Origin of the sequence: Eilatimonas milleporae, assembly GCF_003688555.1 — a bacterium.
GTDB classification, from domain to species: Bacteria; Pseudomonadota; Alphaproteobacteria; order Sphingomonadales; family Kordiimonadaceae; genus Eilatimonas; species Eilatimonas milleporae.
Map to the genome: position 1 here is coordinate 378,890 of NZ_REFR01000009.1, position 18,388 is coordinate 397,277.

Here is an 18,388-nt window from a genome sequence, read left to right on the forward strand (position 1 = left end):
GTAATTGGCAATGGTGACTGGTCATAATGGCCGGCGCCCGTCGTAGACGGGTGAAACATATCCGCCACAGCATGGCGTGCACTTGTTACCGCAGGGGCTTTGCCCGCCACGCTATAGGGCTGGACCTCGGCGGTTTCAGGCGATAGCGTCTTGCCTCTTGCCAAGAGAGCACCCATTTTGATGCAATGCATCATAATATGTACACAGAGTGACGGTTCAGGGAGCATTACGGATTCATGGTTGATGTCACCATCACGGGCACAGGCGTTTATGTACCGCCGGCGCGGCTGAGCAATGAGGAACTGGTCGAAGCCTTCAACCAGTATGTGGACGATTACAACGCCACCCATAAGGCCGATATCGACGCCGGGCTGCTTCCCCCCAAACAGCATTCCAGTGCCGAATTCATCGAAAAGGCTTCAGGCATCAAGGCCCGCCATATGATCGACACCAGCGGCGTGGTGGACGGCAACCGGATGATGCCCCATTTCCCTGAAGGCGCGCACGGCGACGACACCAAACCCTCGCTCCAGGCCGACATGGCCATGCAGGCCGCGCGCGAAGCTCTCGACCAGGCCGGGCGCAAGGCGGACGATATCGATCTGGTCATTTGTTCGGCGGCCCTGCAACAGCGCTATTTTCCGGCGCTTGGTATCGAGGTGCAGCATTTTCTCGGCACGCGCGGAACCGCATGGGACATGATCATGGGCTGTTCCAGCGCCACCTTTGCCCTGATCAACGGCTACAATGCCATCCGTAGCGGCACGGCGACACGGGTGCTGATGATCAATCCGGAAATCTTTTCCACACTGGTCAATTACCGCGACCGTGACAGCCATTTCATTTTCGGCGACATTGCCACGGCGGTCGTCATGGAACGCAGCGACCTGGCCGGCAGCGGCGAAGGCTGGCGGATCGACGGCACCAAGTCCTACACGGAATTTTCCAGCAACATCCGCTCGCACTATGGCCCCCTGACCCGCATTGAGGACGACTCCTGGGACAGGGACGACATGTTCTTTGTGCAGGAAGGCCGCAAGGTGTTCCGCGAGTTGCTGCCCATAGTCACCAAATTCGTCTCCGAGCAGCTTGAAGACAGCGGCCTGACCGTCAACGATATCAGCCGGATGTGGCTGCATCAGGCCAATATCAACATGAATATGTATGCGGCCAAAAAACTTCTGAACCGGGCCCCCACCCCGCAAGACGCGCCGACCGTGCTGGACGAATACGGCAATACCGCAGGCGCCGGCTCCGTTGTTGCCTTTCACGAACACCGTGCTGATTTGAAGAGTGGTGACCGGGGACTGATCTGTTCCTTCGGCGCCGGCTACTCCGTCGGCAGCCTTTTGGTAACGAAACTGTAATCAAAACAACACTTTAGGAGATATATCGCGGAAAGGCGATTTATCTCCTTGACTCCATCTACTACACATGTCGTAAATACGACAACTGTAGTAGATGGAGTCCTCCATGACACACGATACCCGGCTCAGCGATCAGCAATATACGCTTGTCTCCATTCTGTGGCGACTTGGCAGCGGCTCCGCCCGTCAGGTTCATTCCGCCCTGGGCGACAGCGCACCGGCTTACACCACGGTGGCCACCCTGCTGACCCGGCTGGAAAAAAAAGGCGTTCTGTCATCTGAAATGGTCGGACGCGAGCGGGTCTTCCATCCCCTTGTGGCGGAAAAGGACGTCCGCCGTTCCATGCTGGGCTCGCTGGTGGGAACGCTGTTCGGCGGGGACCCCAAAGCGCTTCTTGCCCATATGGTCCGCGAAGGGGACATCGATCAGGACGAACTGGACAATGTGCGCACCATGTTGGACCGGCATGACACTACTGTGCCGAACGGCCATAAACCGGGAGACGAAACATGAACGCGCTGACCTCGGAATACGCCGTTCTGGCCGTGCTTCTGCGGTTTGCAGCCGGCAGCACCCTGATCCTCGGCGGTGTCTGGCTGGCGGAGCGTTTTGATCTTTTCAAGCGCGCTGATATCGCGGAAACAGGCTGGAAACTGGCGGTCACGGCCAGTCTTTGTCTGCTGTTACCGATACCGTCCCCCTCCGTTTTAAGGGTGGATATTCCGGTTCCGGCCACAACGGCCACGCGAACCCCCGTCACACGGAACATCCCCCGTATTCTCACACCGGACCAGTATGGACCGGACGAGATGGCACCGGCAATACAAGCACAGACCGCCGCAGGCGGCATGGAAAATTACTCCCGGCCCGAAACCGACAGCGAGGGCCTGTCCAAGCAACCGTTCGTTTTTCTGCCGGATACGGATCCATCCACCCTGCGGACTGTTCCGTCATCAACCGTGACCGGACTGCGCGAGGCCGAACTGCCGGGGGCGGATATACCGGCCCCCGGCCCTGCCGCGGAAGAAAGGGGTTCCGTCTCCACGTCCTGGTCCCGTCAGGCCATGACGGGGGTACTGGTGCTGATCGCTCTCGGGCTGGCGGTTCTGCTGCTGCGCTATGGTTTGGCGGCGCGCCAGCTCGGCACCCGTCAGCGTATCGCCGTCGGCACGCCCCCTTTCGAAGCGCTTCACAGGCTATGCGCCGATGCGGGCATCCGGCATGCCCCCTATCTTAGCCGGTCGAACCGGATCGGCAGCCCCATCTGTCTGCCAGGCCGGGAAATCTGCCTGCCTGACTGGGCCTTTGACGATCTGCCGTCCCATGAGCTGAAAAGCCTGCTGGCACACGAACTGGCACACACGGTGCGGCGCGATCCGGTGATGCTGATCGCCCTGCAATGCCTGACACGGATTTTCTTCTTCCAGCCATTGTTCCGCCTGGCCGAGAAGCGGTTGACGGATCTGGCGGAACTGCAGGCTGACGCCTGGGCCGCGCGCCTGATCGCGGACCCGCGCGCAGTGGCGGAGGCCCTGTATGCCTGCGCCTATAAAATAAACGATGAAAAACAGCAGCAACAGTGGGGATTTGCCATGACAGGACGCAAAACCATCCTGACCGACCGAATAGAACGGCTATTGTCCGAAGACGGCCAGCAGAACGCCGTGGGCCGCCCGGCCAAAGCCTTGCTTGCCACCCTGATGGCCGGCATCGCTTTTGGCCTGCCCGGTATCCAGATCGCCGCGGCCCTGCCCGGTGATGCGGCACCGGATTATGCCGAGATCGCGGATACACTGCCCAAGCCTGATCCAAGCGCAGCGCCAATCGTGGTGATGGTTCCCGGCGTTGACAGTCAGGCCAGCCCTCCGCATACCGCGCCCCGTGTCGTCCTGATCCCTGAAGTCGTGACGATTCCGGGCGTTACTCCCGAACCGCCGCTACCGTCCATATCTTTAGACGGTACTAAAACGGCACCGGAGGGCGGGCCGCTCGTTCTCTCTTCCGGCCTGTTGGGTACGGACCGGGCCATTTCCGACAAACGCGGATATGAAGTTTCGCGGCATCTGGTCGGCAATATGACGATGGAAGATGGGCGTCCCGTCACCGGTACGATCAATATTGTCGGCGACGACCATGACGATACCCTGTCCGTCCACTGGAAAGGCCACGTCAAACTGTCCGACGCTCTGGACAATATCATCGGCCTGTCGCCAGGCGGTTACTTCGAACTGCTAACCACCGGCGACAGGGCCAGGCGGCGCCTTCTGGTCGAAAACAGCCGCGACAGCGATACCCTCGCTCTCAGCTATTACGAAGACGGCACTGAGATACCCATCGACGGCAGAACCCGGAAATGGATCACTTCAAGCCTGATAACGCTGAGCCGGGAGGCTGGTTTCAACGCGGCCGAACGGGTCGACAGTCTGATCCGCCAGGGCGGTACCGACGCGGTTCTGGACGAGTTGGAAAAAATCGACAGCGATTATGTAACACGCCTTTACAGCCAGCATCTGGTCGACAATGCCACCCTGACGGAAAAAGAATTGAAGCGTCTTATCGGACAGATCGGAAAAATGGAAAGCGACTATGACACCAGACTGGCGCTGACGCATCTGATCTCCCAGCCGTCCCTCAGCGACAGCAGCTTCGAGGACATTCTGAGCGCCGCCGAAAAAATCGAGAGCGATTATGAGCTCAGACTGTTGACCAGTGCTTATATTAATCGCTTCGAACCCAGCGAGCGCACCAACGCCCTTTTGATCCGCATCGCCGAAAAAATCGAGAGCGACTACGAACTGCGCCTTCTGCTGGAGCAGATGATTGCGCGTAGCAATATGACCGATGCACAGGTCCGCGACATTCTCGACCTTGCGGGCACTACGATCGAAAGCGACTATGAACTGCGGCTGCTGATCGGCGCGATCAGCCATAAAATCGGTACCTCGGGCGAAACCACGCGAAACGCTCTGCATGCCGCGGACAGTATTGAAAGCAATTATGAAAAGCGTCTGGCGTTGAGCATGATCATCGCACAAGGGATGCTCGATGAAGACGGCTGGATCGCCCTCGTTCAGTCGACACAAAACATGGAAAGCGACCACGAAAAGGGCATGGTCCTGCAACAGGTCGCCGGCATGATGCCCCGGACCGGCAAAATGCGCGCCTCTTTTGAAAAGGCCGTTCGAACCATCGACAGCGATCATACCCGCGAAGAACTCGAACGCGTTCTGGGAAATGGGCGCTGACACGCTCTTGCCGGAAACACACGGCGGGATCAGCCCCGCCCTCACCCATGGGCCGCGCAAGCGGCCCTTTCTTTATATAATGCCTGCTCCTTGCCGGGGATTGCATCCCACACCCTGTTGTAATGGCATGACTTTAATCACTTATTGCTTGTATTAATCAATTTATAAGTATAATTTTTTCCAATATATCTACATATACGGGAATACGCGCCTGTATGGCGTTGACACAGCCCCGGTGTCTTCACCGGGGTTTGGGGGAAATCATGCCAACATCACAATTCGCACTCGGTCACATGGTCAGGCTTTTTGGGGTTTTGGCCGTCGTTACGATGGCCGTCTCTTCCGCGCATGCCGGGTCACTGGTGATCCGCAACAGCTCGGACGCGGCAATCACATGTTCTGTGGACGGCTATACCATGGCGACCGGCTGGCCGTTCGACTGGACCATCACGGTTGAAGCCGGCAAAAGCTTCGTCGTCGGCCCGTCATACGAACAGGAAAAGCCTGTCATCGACTGGGCCGATTGCGGTGGTCTCAAAACCAGCCACATGGCCATCACCCCGGATGGACCGGACGGTTATTTTTACTTCACAGGCACACAGTCGCGGGTTCTCAATGCCGCACTGTACCCCTATTTGCCCAACCTGCCAGGGGGCACGTTCAACGCCATGGTACAGCATGTGATCGAGACATATCAGACCGAGAATCCCGATGTACTGCTGAACGCCGTGTTAAACGGCAATCTCGACATATACAGTTATGAGGGCCTGACGAGGCTTTTGGGCGCGGACGGTTTCGATATTATGGAACTCGATATGCTGTATCTGCAGTTTCTGGCGGACAGCGATCTGATCCTGCCGACGGAAATGCCGCTGGACAATTATCAGGATATCGGTCTCGCGGCCGTCACGGCAGGGGGCAATCAGGCTTACGGCGTGCCAAGTTGGCTGTGTATGGATTTCACCTTCAGCTTCGCGGAAGGCGTGAAGGCCGTGACCTCGCTGGAGGGTCTGTCGGTGTTTCTGAGCGACACGCCCGAAGATCAGACACCGCTCGTCGGCAACTTCAACGGATCCTGGCGGCTGCCGGCCATGTATATTTCGGGATACATGGGTCAATTCCCGGACGCACCCATCGCCAATGCGTTGCAGATGCCGCCAAACGATACCGTCATCACCAATCTGACGACGCTGACGGAAAAATGCAATTTCGACGACGGTAACAAATGTATCGACGATACCTACCATGATGCGGCAAACGGCACGACGGAACAAGTCCTTGCCACCGGACGCGCCAAGACGGATGTCGGCTTTTCGGAACAGTCCTTTTATATAAAGCTTTATGGCGGTCCGGAGCCGCTTTGGGCGATCGGCACGCCGTGGGGAAACACGATCAACCCTCTGCTCTATACCGACGCCTTTGTCCGCAGTGCCGCCAACTGTGCCGATGATCCCTGCAAGACTGACGGACAGGCCTTTATTGCCCTGATGACATCGGACCCGATGAAAACATTCATCACCCAGTCGCAGGATCTGGACGACCATGCCCCCTACAGGCGTTTGCTCACGGCGACCAAATCATTTTATGAGCTGCCCTGGGTCAAAGAGGATGCCCTGTATACACAGTTCCACACGGTTTTCGAAACGGGTGCATCCTTTCCCAACAACATCACCGACGAACAGCAGACCAGCATAGGCACCCAGGTCTGCGCCGCACTGAAAGCGCAGAACCCCGCCTATGTCTGTAAAAGCGAGCCGTGAGACCGGTGGCCCGACTGCACCGCGTGTCGCAGTCCCTTTAGGAAACCGGCTGCCGCCAAACTCTTCATATCCGGACGGCCGCCGTCCTCCGCCCCGATCTTTTCAACAGACGAAAGGACCATTCCATGAGCAACGGACCCGTCACCGGTGATGGCATTGCCATCACGCTGCCCAAAGGCAAGATGATTTTCTGGTCTGCCGTCGCCCAGGCAACCTATCAACAGTTCGTTCAGGTCAAGGACAGCGGCGGCACGGTGATTTTCGAAGCCAGCGGCAGCAGCGCTGACGGTCATTCCCCGACACAGTACGGACAGGGCATGTTCCAGACAAACCCCTCCGGTGACGGCGGTTATACCGTTTGGATCGGCCTTAACAATGGTGCCGGCTGGCAACAGGTCCTGTGGGACAAGTGCGGTATCAGCCATTCCGGCACGGATTATTATTCGCAATACACCTTCATAAGCGAGGACGGCGCCGATGAGGATTTCAACGACACCTGTCTGACGCTTCAATGGTTCGAGTATTTGGGCTGATCCACGCCAACGGCTGAAGACACGCCCCCTGCCGCGGGCCTGCCCCTTGTCTGTCATTGCCACGACGTTAAAGTGGCCGCATGACAGCAGAAAATCAGCCACAGGCAAACGAAACGCACACGCCGCCACGGCCGCAGGGTGGCTGGCAGTTCTGGGTGGATCGCGGCGGGACCTTCACGGATATCATCGTCCGGTCCCCGTCCGGCAACCTGCACGCCCACAAATTCCTGTCCGTTGATCCTGCGCGCTATGACGATGCCGTCTCCTTTGCCGTCCGCACCCTGCTGGCGGACGGCACCGGTACGGCCCTTGACGATACCGCCCCCCTGCCGGCCGGCCTTGTCGATGCCGTCAAGGTCGGTACAACGGTGGCAACGAACGCGCTTCTTGAGCGAAACGGCGCCAAAACCCTGTTGCTGACAACCGAGGGGTTCGGCGATGCCCTGCTGATCGGACAGCAACACCGTGACGATCTGTTCGCATTGAGCCCCACACGGCCGGCGCCCCTTTATGAGGCGGTCGCGGAAATACCGGAACGCATGGGAGCGGGCGGCGAAACCGTTATTCCGCTGGATGAGGCCGCCTGCCGCGATGCACTGGAGGCGGCACGGGCGGACGGCATGACCGCCGTTGCCATCGTCTTCGTTCACGGGTACCGCTTTCCGGATCATGAGGCCCGCGCCGCCGACATCGCGGTTAAGGCCGGCTTCACCCAGGTGTCCGTCAGCCACCGCGTCAGTCCCACGATCAAATTCGTACCGCGAGGCGACACCGCCGTGGCGGATGCCTATCTGTCGCCCGTCCTGAAACACTACGTATCCGGCCTGGAACGGGCGTTGGACGGTGCGCCGCTGTCCTTCATGATGTCAAATGGCGGGCTGGCGGCCCCTGCGGCCCTCAGCGGCAAGGATGCCGTCCTGTCCGGCCCCGCCGGCGGACTGATCGGCGCGGCGGACATGGGCCGGCGCGCAGGCTGCGACCGTCTGATCGCCTTTGACATGGGCGGCACCTCGACGGATGTCAGTCATTATGACGGCCGGCTGGAGCGGGTCAGCGATACACGCGTCGCCGGCGCCAGACTGACCGTCCCCATGGTCGATATCCATACTGTGGCCGCCGGCGGCGGGTCCCTGTGCCGGATCATGGATGGACGCCTGATTGTCGGCCCGGCCTCCGCCGGGGCGATGCCCGGCCCGGCGTCATACGGACGGGGCGGGCCCCTTGCCGTGACGGATTGCAATGTCCTGACGGGCAAGCTGCAACCGGATCTGTTTCCAAACCTGTTCGGCCGCGAGGGCAACGCCGCCCTGAACCCGGAGGCCGCCCGGACGGCTGTTCTGCCATATGCCAGCCAAACAGGTCAGCCGCCAGAGGCGGTCGCCGAAGGGTTTCTGGCGGTTGCCGTCGAACACATGGCCCGCGCCATTCGCCGGGTAACGGTGGCTCGCGGCCGCAATGTACGCGACTATGGCCTGCTGGTTTTCGGCGGCGCCGGCGGACAACATGCCTGCCTTGTCGCCGACCGGCTGGGCATGACACGGGCCATCGTACCGCCTTTTGCCGGCATGCTGTCCGCATTGGGCATTGGCCTCGCCCCACGCACGGTCGTCCATGAACAGACACTGATCTGCCCCCTTTCGGACACGACAGGCCTGTCGCGGGCAAAGACCGACATGATGCGCCGGCTTGGCGAAAAGCTGACCGCCCAGGGGCTGGATCCGGCAGGGGCCGCATGCCGCCTGTTGGCCCGCATCAAGGTGGACGGGACAGACACCCCGCTGGATATCGGCGTGGACACACCCGACCGCATGGCCGCCACCTTTCGTCAAACCCATCAAGAACGCTTTGGATTTATCGCGGCAGGTCCGCTCATCATCGACAGCCTTCTGGGTGAAATGACGGTACCATCCGAGGCGACGCACTTCCGGCTGAGCGCATCCGGAACGGAGACCGCCCCTTTCGATACACGGCGCGTTTTCATGGACGGCACCTGGCACGATTGCGGATTTTATGACCGGTCACGTCTCAACCCGGGCCATGCGATCCACGGCCCGGCCATTCTGGTGGAGGACGGCAGCACAACGGTAGTAGAACCGGGATGGACCGCCACGCGCACGGATGACGACATGATCCTTCTGGACCGGACTGTAGCGAAACAGTCGGAGACATCCGGTCGGGCCGCCCCGCATACCGCCCCCGACCCGGTGCTGCTGGAAGTGTTCAACAACCGGTTCATGGCCATCGCCGAGGAAATGGGCGGCGTGCTGGCGCAGACGGCGCATTCCGTCAATGTGAAGGAAAGGCTGGATTTTTCCTGCGCGGTGTTCGATGCCGCCGGAAATCTGATCGCCAACGCCCCGCATATGCCCGTGCATCTGGGCAGCATGGGCGACAGCGTCGCCGCCATCCTGCGTGCTTTCGCTGGCCGGATGACCCCTGGTGACAGTTTTGTCCTGAATGATCCGTATGAAGGGGGGACCCATCTGCCCGATGTCACCATCGTCAGCCCCGTCTTTTTGGGGGACGATGACGGCAGGCCGGACTTTTTCGTCGCCAGCCGTGGCCATCATGCCGACATTGGCGGCCTGACGCCCGGCTCCATGCCGCCCTTTTCCACCCGTATCGACGAGGAAGGCGTCCGCATCCCGCCAAGCCCGCTGGTCCGCCAGGGCCGTTTTCTGGAACGTGAAATAAGGGCGCGGCTGCGGGAAGGGCCATACCCAGCCCGTCAGGTGAACCAGAATATCGCCGATCTGAAAGCACAGGTCGCCGCCAACGCACGCGGTGCGGCCCTGTTACAGGCACTGATTGATGAATTCGGCCTGCAGACCACCCGCGCTTATATGGGGCATGTTCAGGAAAATGCCGCCGAAGCCGTGCGCGGCGTTCTTGACCGTCTGCGGGACGGCCGCCTGCGCTATGCGGTGGACGGGGACATCACCATAGCTGTCACTCTCACGGTCGACCGTAAAAAACGCCGCGTTTGCGTTGACTTCACCGGCACCAGTCCGGCGGGGCCGCATAATTTCAATGCGCCGCTATCCGTGACACGGGCAGCGGTTCTATACGTTTTCCGCGTGTTGACGGGGTACGACATTCCGATGAATGCAGGCTGTCTGATTCCCATCGATCTGGTGGTTCCGGACGGCTGTCTGCTTAACCCGGCCCCACCTGCGGCCGTGGTTGCCGGCAATGTGGAAACCAGCCAGGCCGTCACCAATGCCCTGCTGCTGGCCGCAGATGCCTCGGCCGCCGCCCAGGGCACCATGAACAATCTGACCTTCGGCACCGATGCGTTCCAATATTATGAGACGGTCGCCGGCGGCACGGGGGCCGGCCCGGACTTTGACGGTGCGGACGCCATCCAGTCGCATATGACGAACAGCCGCCTGACCGATGTGGAAATACTGGAGACCCGGTACCCTGTACGCGTCACCCGCTTTGGCGTGCGGGCGGACAGCGGGGGCGGCGGCCACCGCCATGGGGGCAACGGCGCGGTCAGGCAGATCATGGCTCTCCGGCCCATGCATATGGCGATCCTTTCATCGCATCGCCAGGTCGCCCCTCCCGGACTGAATGGCGGCGCCCCCGGCCTGCCGGGCCGGACAGTGATCCTGCGCGCCGACGGCAGCCGGCGAACCCTGGCCGCCAGCGACAGCACGGACCTTGATCCCGGCGACACCATCTGTCTGGAGACCCCCGGCGGCGGCGGATATGGCAAGGCCTGAAATCCACCGTCCGGCCGCCAATGAAGGAAGGATCCTTCATTCATTCCCCACTGGCGGCACTATCACACGTCGCCGGTTACAAGCGCGAATTTTCAGGATATCATCTTCAGATCGCGCAGATGTCTTTTCAAGGCGTCGCGGGGCGTGCGCAGGTGCCGGCACATTTCCGAGAAATCGCCTGATGTTTTCTCGGCGGCAGTGCGGACTTCCTCTTCCGGGATTGCCACCGGCATCCGGATGGATTGTGACGCCGCGATAAGCCGGTACAGCGATGTCCGCGATATATTCAGCATTTCAGCCGCCGGCTTGATACGCCATCCGCTCCGGTCAAGGGCCTTCAGCAGCTCAGCCTCGCCGATCGTGTCGTAATCCCGGTAAAGTGCGCGGCCGAGTGTAACCGGCCGCCCATTGTCACCCCGACCGGCCACTGCATCAAACGGGTCCTCGCCGAGGGTCAGCGCAACAATCTTGTTTCTCAATTCCCGGACATTTCCGGGCCAGGAATGGAGAGCCATGCGTATCACCATATCAAAGGTCACTGCCTGAACCTCGGACACCGCCGGACGCTCAATCCGGGACATAAGTTCCAGAATGAGAATACCGATATCCGCGCGGCGATGCCGCAGGGGCGGGATCGTGATGACGAATTCCTCCAGCCGTTGCAACAGCGGCTGGTTGAAGCCGCCGTGACCGCTGTCCTGTTCCAGACGGGCATCCGTTGCCGCAACGATACGAACATTGATACGGCGGCTGCGCTGATCGCCCAGACGCCTGACCTCGCCCGTTTCCAGTGCCCGTAAAAGCATGGGCTGTGTCTCGGCGGGTGTCGCACCAATTTCATCCAGAAAAAGCGTGCCGCCGTCTGCCTGTTCAAACGCGCCCGGCCGGTCGCTGTCCGCACCCGTGAAAGCCCCTTTCTTCACGCCGAACAGCTCTGCCGGCGCCAGGGCGGCGGACATTGTCGCCATATTCAGGGAAATCAGGGCTTTTCCCGACCTGCCGCTCAGGCCGTGAAGATCGCGTGCGGCCAACTCCTTACCCGCCCCGGTCTCGCCCCGGATAAGAACCGATGTGTCCGTCGGTGCCGCCCGGGCAATCCGTCTGCGGACCGCCGCGATTACACCGCTGATGCCGGCAAGGCTTGACCCATGTGCAAAACCCGCATCCGCCGGGCGCAGGAAAAGGGCCAGTAAAACGGTTCGGCCAAGGCCGATGAGGATCTCCTCGCCCAGATCGTCCAGGTCCCGGACCACCGGCTCCGCCACGACCTGTCCGTTCACGGTCATCTGCATTCTGGAGCGGCACGGTATGATCCTGAAACGGCGTTGTCCCAGACGTACCAGCTGCACCGGACTTCTGGAAAGATGCCTGTCACCCAGCGGTGCGCCCGTATTGACAACGGCCGTGCGGAAAGAAGGCACAAGGCGGGATACCTCCACGGCGGCATCGCCGGCGAAATGAAGAGACGCAACCCCACCGATACGGGCCGGTTCAGGATGCCAGACAATTCCCAGAACCGGCACAAGAACGCGTGTCGTCAAAACCCCTCCAGTGGGACTGGATGCATCTAAGGTGGATTGATCCTGCATGCGCATATGTTTACAACTATTTTCTGCAAAATATTATCTATAAAATTTAAAACCGTATCGACCATCAGGCCAGAAACCGAGCGCTCGTATCGGAGGATCAGACATGCGGCAGGTGGGCAAATATCTTGTACGGCGTTCTCTGGGCGAGGGTACGCATGGTCAGGTGTTTCACGCCACGGATACTGAACTTGAAAGGGATGTTGCTCTTAAATCACTTAAATATGAATTAAAACACCAAAAAGACAGAATAAAAATAATTAAAGAAGCTCGCATACTTGCGAAATTAAATCATAAAAATATTATCACTTTATATGAAATATATGAATTTAAGGATCATTTATATCTCTCAATGGAACTTATAAATTCAGAAACACTTAAATTCATATCAAAAAATCGCCAATTGTCATCATCGCAAATTCGTAGCATCGCGATTGAAACCGCCGAGGGACTTGCCTATGCACACTCCCGCAATGTCGTGCACGGCGATCTCAAACCGGACAACCTGATGATTGAAAATAATGATACTGTTAAAATCGTAGATTTTGAAATCGCTCGCACGACCGACACGCAAAAGATGATTGAAACGCTGGCGGACGACGTGAACACGCCCTCCGGCCTCACAGGCACCCTTCCCTATATGGCGCCAGAACTGCTGACAGGATCGCCGGCGGACACCGGAACGGATATTTTCGCCTTTGGCGCCCTGCTCTACGAAATGCTGGCGGGCAAACGGGCTTTCCCGGGCCGGACTGAAGCCACGATCCTGCACAATATCCTGCATGAACAACCCGCTCCAATCGCGGCAGGCACCCTGGATGCCGCCGACGTTCCATCCGATTGGGCCGATCTGATCCGGGAGATGCTCAGCAAGGACAGGAAAGACCGTCCCGCCTCCATGGCGGATGTGTTGACGCGCCTGACCGGGAAAACCGCGCCATTACGGCGAACATGGATGTCCATATGGTTGCCGGCATGGCCGCCCGCGCGACCCGCGCTCATCCTTGGCGCCCTGGCGGCAGGGGCTGCTTTGGCCGCCAGTGTGTGGGGCCCTGCCATTACATGGCTTGAAACGGACGACGGTGCGCCGGTGATCGAACGTTTCAGGAGCGGCATGGCCCATCTGCATGATCTGAAATCGAAAACCGCCATCGCAGACGCCGTCGACACGTTCGAGGGTATCCTGGCCGAGGACCAGACCAACGCGGCGGCCACCGCCGGGCTCAGTCTGGCCCTGTTTCGGCGGTACAAGACGGAAGAGACCAATGACACCGTCCTGCGGCGCGCGATTGCCGCCGCCCGGCTGGCCCTGAGCCTGGAACCCAACCTGGCCGTGGTCCAGGTTGCCGCCGGTTGGGCGGAAACATATGACGGCACGCCCGATGCCGCGATCGGCCATCTTGACAAGGCCCTTATGCTCGACCCCGGTAATCTTCTGGCCCTTGAAGGGCGGATCCGGATCCATCAGGACGCGGGCGACAAAGATCAGGCAAGGCTCTGGCTGGAACGGGCCATTGAACGCCACCCCGACCGGCGGCTGTTCCGGGACGAACTTGGGATTCTGCTCTACCAGCTGGCGGATTATAGCGGCGCGGAACAGGCCTTTCGCAAAAGCCTGGACATAGAACCGGACAATATCTTCGGATATCGCAATCTCGGCGCCAGCCTGTATGCCCAGGACAAACCGGTGGAGGCTATCAAGGCCTTTCAGGACGGCCTGACCATCCGCCCGCACCCGTCCCTGTACAACAATCTGGCCACGGCCCTGTTTTTTGAACGCCGCTACGATGAAGCGGCCGACGCCTATGAGCACGCGCTCGAAGCCGGCAGCATGATGGACAATTATCTTGTCTGGGCCAATCTTGCCGATACCTACCGGCAAATCCCCGGACGCATGGAGGATGCCGGAAACGCCTATCGGCGCGCCCTCGCCCTGTTGGACGAGCAGATGCGCAACCGTCCCGGCCAGCCGGACCTGATCAGCCGCGCCGCCCTGTACCATGCCAAGCTGGGAAACCGGGACAAGGCCCTCGCCCATCTGGACACGGTCTTCACCACCCACACGCCAAGCCCGGTCATGCTGTTCCGTGCGGCCATCGCCCATGAACTGCTCGGCCGGCGGGATGGCGCCCTGGACATGCTGCACCGGTCCGTCCGGCAGGGCTACGCCATGGCCAAGATCCGCAATGACCCCGATCTCAGCGCCGCGATCGCCGACCCCCGTTTCAAACCACCCGTCCCAACCCCATAGGAGAACCGGAAATGACGGCCAGAAACCTGGAAATGCAATTGAAAATCGATATAATCCAAAGGACGCAGGTCCTGCGTATTGAGATTGTCGCATCATCGACAGGCGAGCATCTCTTTCAAAGAGAAGGGGAATTCGCCGGCACCTATCGTTTGCAAGCCGGCGATCAGGTGCAGCCTGTCGTCATAGCCACTTCGCTTACAACCGCCGACGCAGCCAGTATTCGATGTTTCGCCTTTTCAGCCGTTCCTGACTGCGGGTTGGGAGAAGACGGACTGTCCCCCTTCGATCTGGAGTGCGCCTCGTTCGAATTAGCGGCTTCGGAATGGGGCGGTTTCGAAGCGGTGCCCGGCCAACATAATACATTCACCAACAGATCTAACAGAATCTTCACGGTCCAGCAGCTGGGACCCCGCCAAACGGAGGACGGCGCGCAGAATACTGTCGAGGCACAGTGGGCTTCATTCGGTTTCCTGTCATTGAAAGTAAAAGAAAATCTGCACGGCCCTACAAGGCGCCTTTATTTCTCCGATCCGGAATTCTCTCTCGGCAGCAGCTAAGCCGAATGCGACTGGCCGTATGAAGCAATGCTTCAGACGGTCAAATCACCTCCAGGATACTCCGATCTCGTCGTGTCCCAGATGTCCAGGGTGTAGCCCGGATGACTGGGACACTTTTTTAAAATCATAACATATTGATTTAAAAGCAATAAAATCTGGCACACATCTTGTTCTCCTGTCGCTGTCCAACTGTAACCCCGCAAGTCACACAACAGAGCTCTGCAAACGATTAATGCAAATAAAAGGAGCGACAGAGTGAGAAAGAAGTAATCAAAACTAATAATCATGTGATGTGTTTTCGATATGAGAAAGGGAAAATCATGGAACCTGCAACAATAATTGCCGGACTGGAACTAGCCGAAAAACTCAAAGCGCCTATAGCTGATATTTTCTCACCGACAGCGGAACTTCAAAAAAATATCGCTGGATGGTTATCAACATACAAAACAGATCACAATTCAATATGAATGTGGATACGATACTTCTTCATAATGGCTCAATGTTCTGGGATGCTCCCACTACCGTGGGGGCTTTCAGCAGCGGGTCCTTCTCCGTCTCCAATAAGGAAGGCACAATTCTGGTCGGTGCGAGTGGCGCTGTTCGTTTCATCCTGGAAACTGGCGGGAAAAGGGGTTTGCCCGTCGCTGTCGGTTTCAGCGCACCCGCAGTCGGTTCAGCGCGCGCTTCCGTCCATCTCAACGCGGGGCCACAAACCGCTTACGATAATTTATTCACCGAAGAAAATAAAAAGGAAACAATTGTCGACGGCATCGCCAACGACGGCAACCCGAAACAGACAGCCCTGACTTTCCAGACAATTCCCGGACAAATAACTTCATTCACGATCACGCAACGAGACGTCTAGACCGGACACCGCTTATACCGATTGGGCTGTCCACCACATGGATGATCATATTGCGTGGACGGCCTACGCCGTTTGGTGAAAGAAATCGTTGAATATCATAGCGGTAAGCGCCGCAATCGAGCGTCGACCTTCTAGACAGAGAATTATGGACTTCGAACACAGGAGACATTTGTACCGGAACGTCACTTTATGGCAGTCATGGCATATCCCTATGATGGCCTTTAATCATTGTCGGAAGGCCCTTGATCGATTGGAGCAAGCTGGATGCCCCATGTATCTGCCGCGCGTCCCTTACGGCTTCCGATGGTGATCACGGTGCTTGTCGCCGGCACCCTATCGGCAGTGGAGGCCCAGGCAGAAAGCCCACCCGGGGAAGACACAACCGACACCCGCCGGAATGAAGTGCTGACCCTGCAAGTGGAAAACGACGTCTTTTTCGATACCGACCGCGATTACACCAATGGCCTGCGCCTGTCCTACGGCTATGAACCGCACGGACATGACAAGGCGCTGGATGCGCGCATCAGCCGCCTGCTGCTTGGCCTGTCGCCCGTGGGATCCAGGGTGCGCCGCGAGGGCGGCGGGCATGTGTATTATACACTTGGCATCGGGCAGAACATGTACACGCCCGATGACATCACGGTGTCCGACATCATACCCGAGGACCGGCCCTATGCGGGCTGGACCTATCTGGAATTCGGCATGATCGCCGAGGACAGCCGCAATTTCGAAGCCTGGAAACTGGATATCGGCCTGATCGGGCCGGCATCGGGCGCCGGATGGACCCAGCGCCGCTGGCATGAAGTGATCGACAGCGACCGGCCCGAGGGCTGGGCCAACCAGTTGCCGAATGAACCCGGCGTCAATCTGCACTATGTGCGCGGATGGCGGCGCTGGATCACCGGCGGCGGCAATTCTGCCGGACGCGGCACCCCGCTTCAGGTGGACATGATGCCCCATGTGGGCGCGGCGCTGGGCAATGTCTATACCCATGCCTCGGCCGGCATCACCTTCCGGATCGGCACCAACCTGACCCGCGATGTCGGCTCTCCGCCGCGTATACAGCCCGCCATGCCGGGGAGCGAGCTTTACCGAGGCAGCGGTTTCGACTTTTACCTGTTCGCCGGCGGCGAAGGGCGGGCGGTCGCGCGCAATATCTTTCTTGACGGCACGTGGCGCTCCCATCCGCACAGTGTCGACAGCGAGACCTTTGTCGCCGACCTGCAGGTCGGCGCGGTGCTGCTGGCCGGCCAGTGGCGTCTCGCTCTGACACGGGCCTGGCGCACCAGGGAATATGAAACCTCGGACATCGATCAGGAATATGCCGCTATTACGCTGAGCCGGCGTTTCTGACAGCCCATATCCGACAGGACGACCCGGAATCCGGGCCACATATCCTGACCATGGACCGGCTTGCGCGGCAGCCCTGCCCCTCCCGTAGCGGACGCGCACGCCCGGCAAGCCAGTTGGGCAATGTATTTCCTTGCAGAATATATCGATCGGATATATTTTCTTCTTAAATATATCCGATCGATATATATGCTTGCCTGAAGGCAGACTGACAAGCACCGCACAAGCGGGCACCGACTGAAACGACACAGTCACACATGCGAGGAAAATATCATGACGGATACTGTATTGACCGCGCGGCCGGCACAGGCCCCCGTTGCGGACAGGGCCCTGCGGGCATCGGCAGCATTATGGTTTCTGGTAGCGGTCTTCGGGCAATTGTTTTTCGCCTATTATATCATGGTCTTCTACGGCGGCACCGCCATGAACGGCGACTGGGAGGCCTGGGCCAGAAGACTGATCCACGGCATCATAGAGGGTGACACGCTCGGCAATCTTGCCGTCATTCTGCACCTTGTCCTGGCCTTCATCATCACGGTGGGCGGCCCTTTGCAGTTTGTTCCGCAAATCCGGCAGAGTGCACCGGCCTTCCACCGCTGGAACGGCCGCGTTTATATCGTCACCGCCATCGTGATAAGTCTTGGCGCGCTTTACATGGTCTGGACACGCGGCATTCTGGGCGGTCTGGCCAATGAAATCGCCATTTCGCTGAATGGACTGGCCATCATGATCTGCGCCGGCATGACAATACGCCATGCACTGGCCCGTGACATCGCCACCCATTACCGTTGGGCTCTGCGCACCTTTCTGATGGTCAGCGGTGTCTGGTTTTTCCGGATCGGGTTCGGTCTGTGGATCTTCCTGAACGATGGCAGCGCCCCGGGCAGCAACCAAACCCTGACAGGTCCGTTTGACCTGTCCCTTGCCTTCGGCCAGACCCTGGTCCCGCTGATGGTTGTCGAGTTGTACTTCCGCGCCCGGAAACGCGGCAACAGGCTTGGCAAAATCGCCATGGCGACCGGCATCGCGGTATGTGCCGCCGGAACGGGGGCCGGCATGTTCATGGCGGCCCATATTTTCTGGCTGCCTAACCTTTGAGACATGGAAACAAAAGACGCGGGGGCCGGTAGGGCAGACGCATAATC

Annotated in this window: 13 protein-coding genes; 12 read left to right on the forward strand and 1 reads right to left on the reverse strand. The window is 59.1% G+C overall.

All coding sequences use genetic code 11. The features are described from left to right. The first annotated feature begins 236 nt into the window (after window positions 1–236). The 6 genes from BXY39_RS02530 to BXY39_RS02555 all read left to right on the forward strand — a co-directional run bounded on the left by BXY39_RS02530 (window position 237) and on the right by BXY39_RS02555 (window position 10,634). On the forward strand, window positions 237–1,367 hold the full coding sequence (locus BXY39_RS02530; protein ID WP_121937252.1) for a beta-ketoacyl-ACP synthase III: 1,131 nt from the start codon (window positions 237–239) through the stop codon (window positions 1,365–1,367). Window positions 1,368–1,473: 106 nt separating this feature from the next. Then, window positions 1,474–1,881, forward strand: a complete 408-nt coding sequence (locus tag BXY39_RS02535) for a BlaI/MecI/CopY family transcriptional regulator (protein WP_170163569.1) — start codon at window positions 1,474–1,476, stop codon at window positions 1,879–1,881. Further along, entirely contained in the window at window positions 1,878–4,613 is a 2,736-nt protein-coding gene (locus tag BXY39_RS02540; protein WP_121937254.1) for a M56 family metallopeptidase, read from the forward strand. Before BXY39_RS02535 ends, BXY39_RS02540 begins: the two co-directional genes overlap by 4 nt. A gap of 263 nt (window positions 4,614–4,876) precedes the next feature. Beyond that, entirely contained in the window at window positions 4,877–6,373 is a 1,497-nt protein-coding gene (locus tag BXY39_RS02545) for a type 2 periplasmic-binding domain-containing protein (RefSeq protein ID WP_147453443.1), read from the forward strand. A 125-nt stretch (window positions 6,374–6,498) separates the two neighbouring features. Beyond that, window positions 6,499–6,906, forward strand: coding sequence for a hypothetical protein (locus BXY39_RS02550; RefSeq protein ID WP_121937256.1), 408 nt, complete (start codon window positions 6,499–6,501; stop codon window positions 6,904–6,906). An 80-nt stretch (window positions 6,907–6,986) separates the two neighbouring features. Then, window positions 6,987–10,634: a hydantoinase B/oxoprolinase family protein gene (locus BXY39_RS02555; protein ID WP_121937257.1), complete on the forward strand. Its 3,648-nt coding sequence runs from the start codon at window positions 6,987–6,989 to the stop codon at window positions 10,632–10,634. Window positions 10,635–10,726: 92 nt separating this feature from the next. On the opposite strand, the gene BXY39_RS02560 is transcribed toward BXY39_RS02555, so the two are convergent. Next, on the reverse strand, window positions 10,727–12,175 hold the full coding sequence (locus BXY39_RS02560; protein ID WP_170163570.1) for a sigma 54-interacting transcriptional regulator: 1,449 nt from the start codon (window positions 12,173–12,175) through the stop codon (window positions 10,727–10,729). A gap of 151 nt (window positions 12,176–12,326) precedes the next feature. Here BXY39_RS02560 and BXY39_RS02565 point away from each other — a divergent pair, with 151 nt between their 5' ends. The 6 genes from BXY39_RS02565 to BXY39_RS02585 all read left to right on the forward strand — a co-directional run bounded on the left by BXY39_RS02565 (window position 12,327) and on the right by BXY39_RS02585 (window position 18,341). Further along, window positions 12,327–14,471 carry a serine/threonine-protein kinase gene (locus BXY39_RS02565; RefSeq protein ID WP_121937259.1) on the forward strand — a complete coding sequence of 715 codons (2,145 nt, stop codon included), beginning with the start codon at window positions 12,327–12,329 and terminating at the stop codon, window positions 14,469–14,471. 11 nt (window positions 14,472–14,482) lie between these two features. Continuing rightward, window positions 14,483–15,028 (forward strand): hypothetical protein, encoded by a 546-nt coding sequence (locus BXY39_RS02570; protein WP_121937260.1) that lies wholly within the window; start codon window positions 14,483–14,485, stop codon window positions 15,026–15,028. A 320-nt stretch (window positions 15,029–15,348) separates the two neighbouring features. Continuing rightward, entirely contained in the window at window positions 15,349–15,495 is a 147-nt protein-coding gene (locus BXY39_RS19275) for a hypothetical protein (RefSeq protein ID WP_170163571.1), read from the forward strand. Further along, window positions 15,492–15,893 (forward strand): hypothetical protein, encoded by a 402-nt coding sequence (locus tag BXY39_RS02575; protein WP_147453444.1) that lies wholly within the window; start codon window positions 15,492–15,494, stop codon window positions 15,891–15,893. Before BXY39_RS19275 ends, BXY39_RS02575 begins: the two co-directional genes overlap by 4 nt. A 264-nt stretch (window positions 15,894–16,157) precedes the next feature. Further along, window positions 16,158–17,246, forward strand: a complete 1,089-nt coding sequence (locus tag BXY39_RS02580) for a lipid A deacylase LpxR family protein (RefSeq protein WP_121937262.1) — start codon at window positions 16,158–16,160, stop codon at window positions 17,244–17,246. 270 nt (window positions 17,247–17,516) lie between these two features. Beyond that, complete coding sequence (locus BXY39_RS02585) at window positions 17,517–18,341, forward strand: DUF2306 domain-containing protein (protein WP_121937263.1); 825 nt, start codon at window positions 17,517–17,519, stop codon at window positions 18,339–18,341. Window positions 18,342–18,388: the final 47 nt, after the last annotated feature.

What these genes read in the sequence shown, in the direction of transcription:
- BXY39_RS02530 (WP_121937252.1), top strand. Translation starts at nt 237, where the DNA reads ATGGTTGATGTCACCATCACGGGCACAGGCGTTTATGTACCGCCGGCG.
- BXY39_RS02535 (WP_170163569.1), top strand. Translation starts at nt 1,474, where the DNA reads ATGACACACGATACCCGGCTCAGCGATCAGCAATATACGCTTGTCTCC.
- BXY39_RS02540 (WP_121937254.1), top strand. Translation starts at nt 1,878, where the DNA reads ATGAACGCGCTGACCTCGGAATACGCCGTTCTGGCCGTGCTTCTGCGG.
- BXY39_RS02545 (WP_147453443.1), top strand. Translation starts at nt 4,877, where the DNA reads ATGCCAACATCACAATTCGCACTCGGTCACATGGTCAGGCTTTTTGGG.
- BXY39_RS02550 (WP_121937256.1), top strand. Translation starts at nt 6,499, where the DNA reads ATGAGCAACGGACCCGTCACCGGTGATGGCATTGCCATCACGCTGCCC.
- BXY39_RS02555 (WP_121937257.1), top strand. Translation starts at nt 6,987, where the DNA reads ATGACAGCAGAAAATCAGCCACAGGCAAACGAAACGCACACGCCGCCA.
- BXY39_RS02565 (WP_121937259.1), top strand. Translation starts at nt 12,327, where the DNA reads ATGCGGCAGGTGGGCAAATATCTTGTACGGCGTTCTCTGGGCGAGGGT.
- BXY39_RS02570 (WP_121937260.1), top strand. Translation starts at nt 14,483, where the DNA reads ATGACGGCCAGAAACCTGGAAATGCAATTGAAAATCGATATAATCCAA.
- BXY39_RS19275 (WP_170163571.1), top strand. Translation starts at nt 15,349, where the DNA reads ATGGAACCTGCAACAATAATTGCCGGACTGGAACTAGCCGAAAAACTC.
- BXY39_RS02575 (WP_147453444.1), top strand. Translation starts at nt 15,492, where the DNA reads ATGAATGTGGATACGATACTTCTTCATAATGGCTCAATGTTCTGGGAT.
- BXY39_RS02580 (WP_121937262.1), top strand. Translation starts at nt 16,158, where the DNA reads ATGCCCCATGTATCTGCCGCGCGTCCCTTACGGCTTCCGATGGTGATC.
- BXY39_RS02585 (WP_121937263.1), top strand. Translation starts at nt 17,517, where the DNA reads ATGACGGATACTGTATTGACCGCGCGGCCGGCACAGGCCCCCGTTGCG.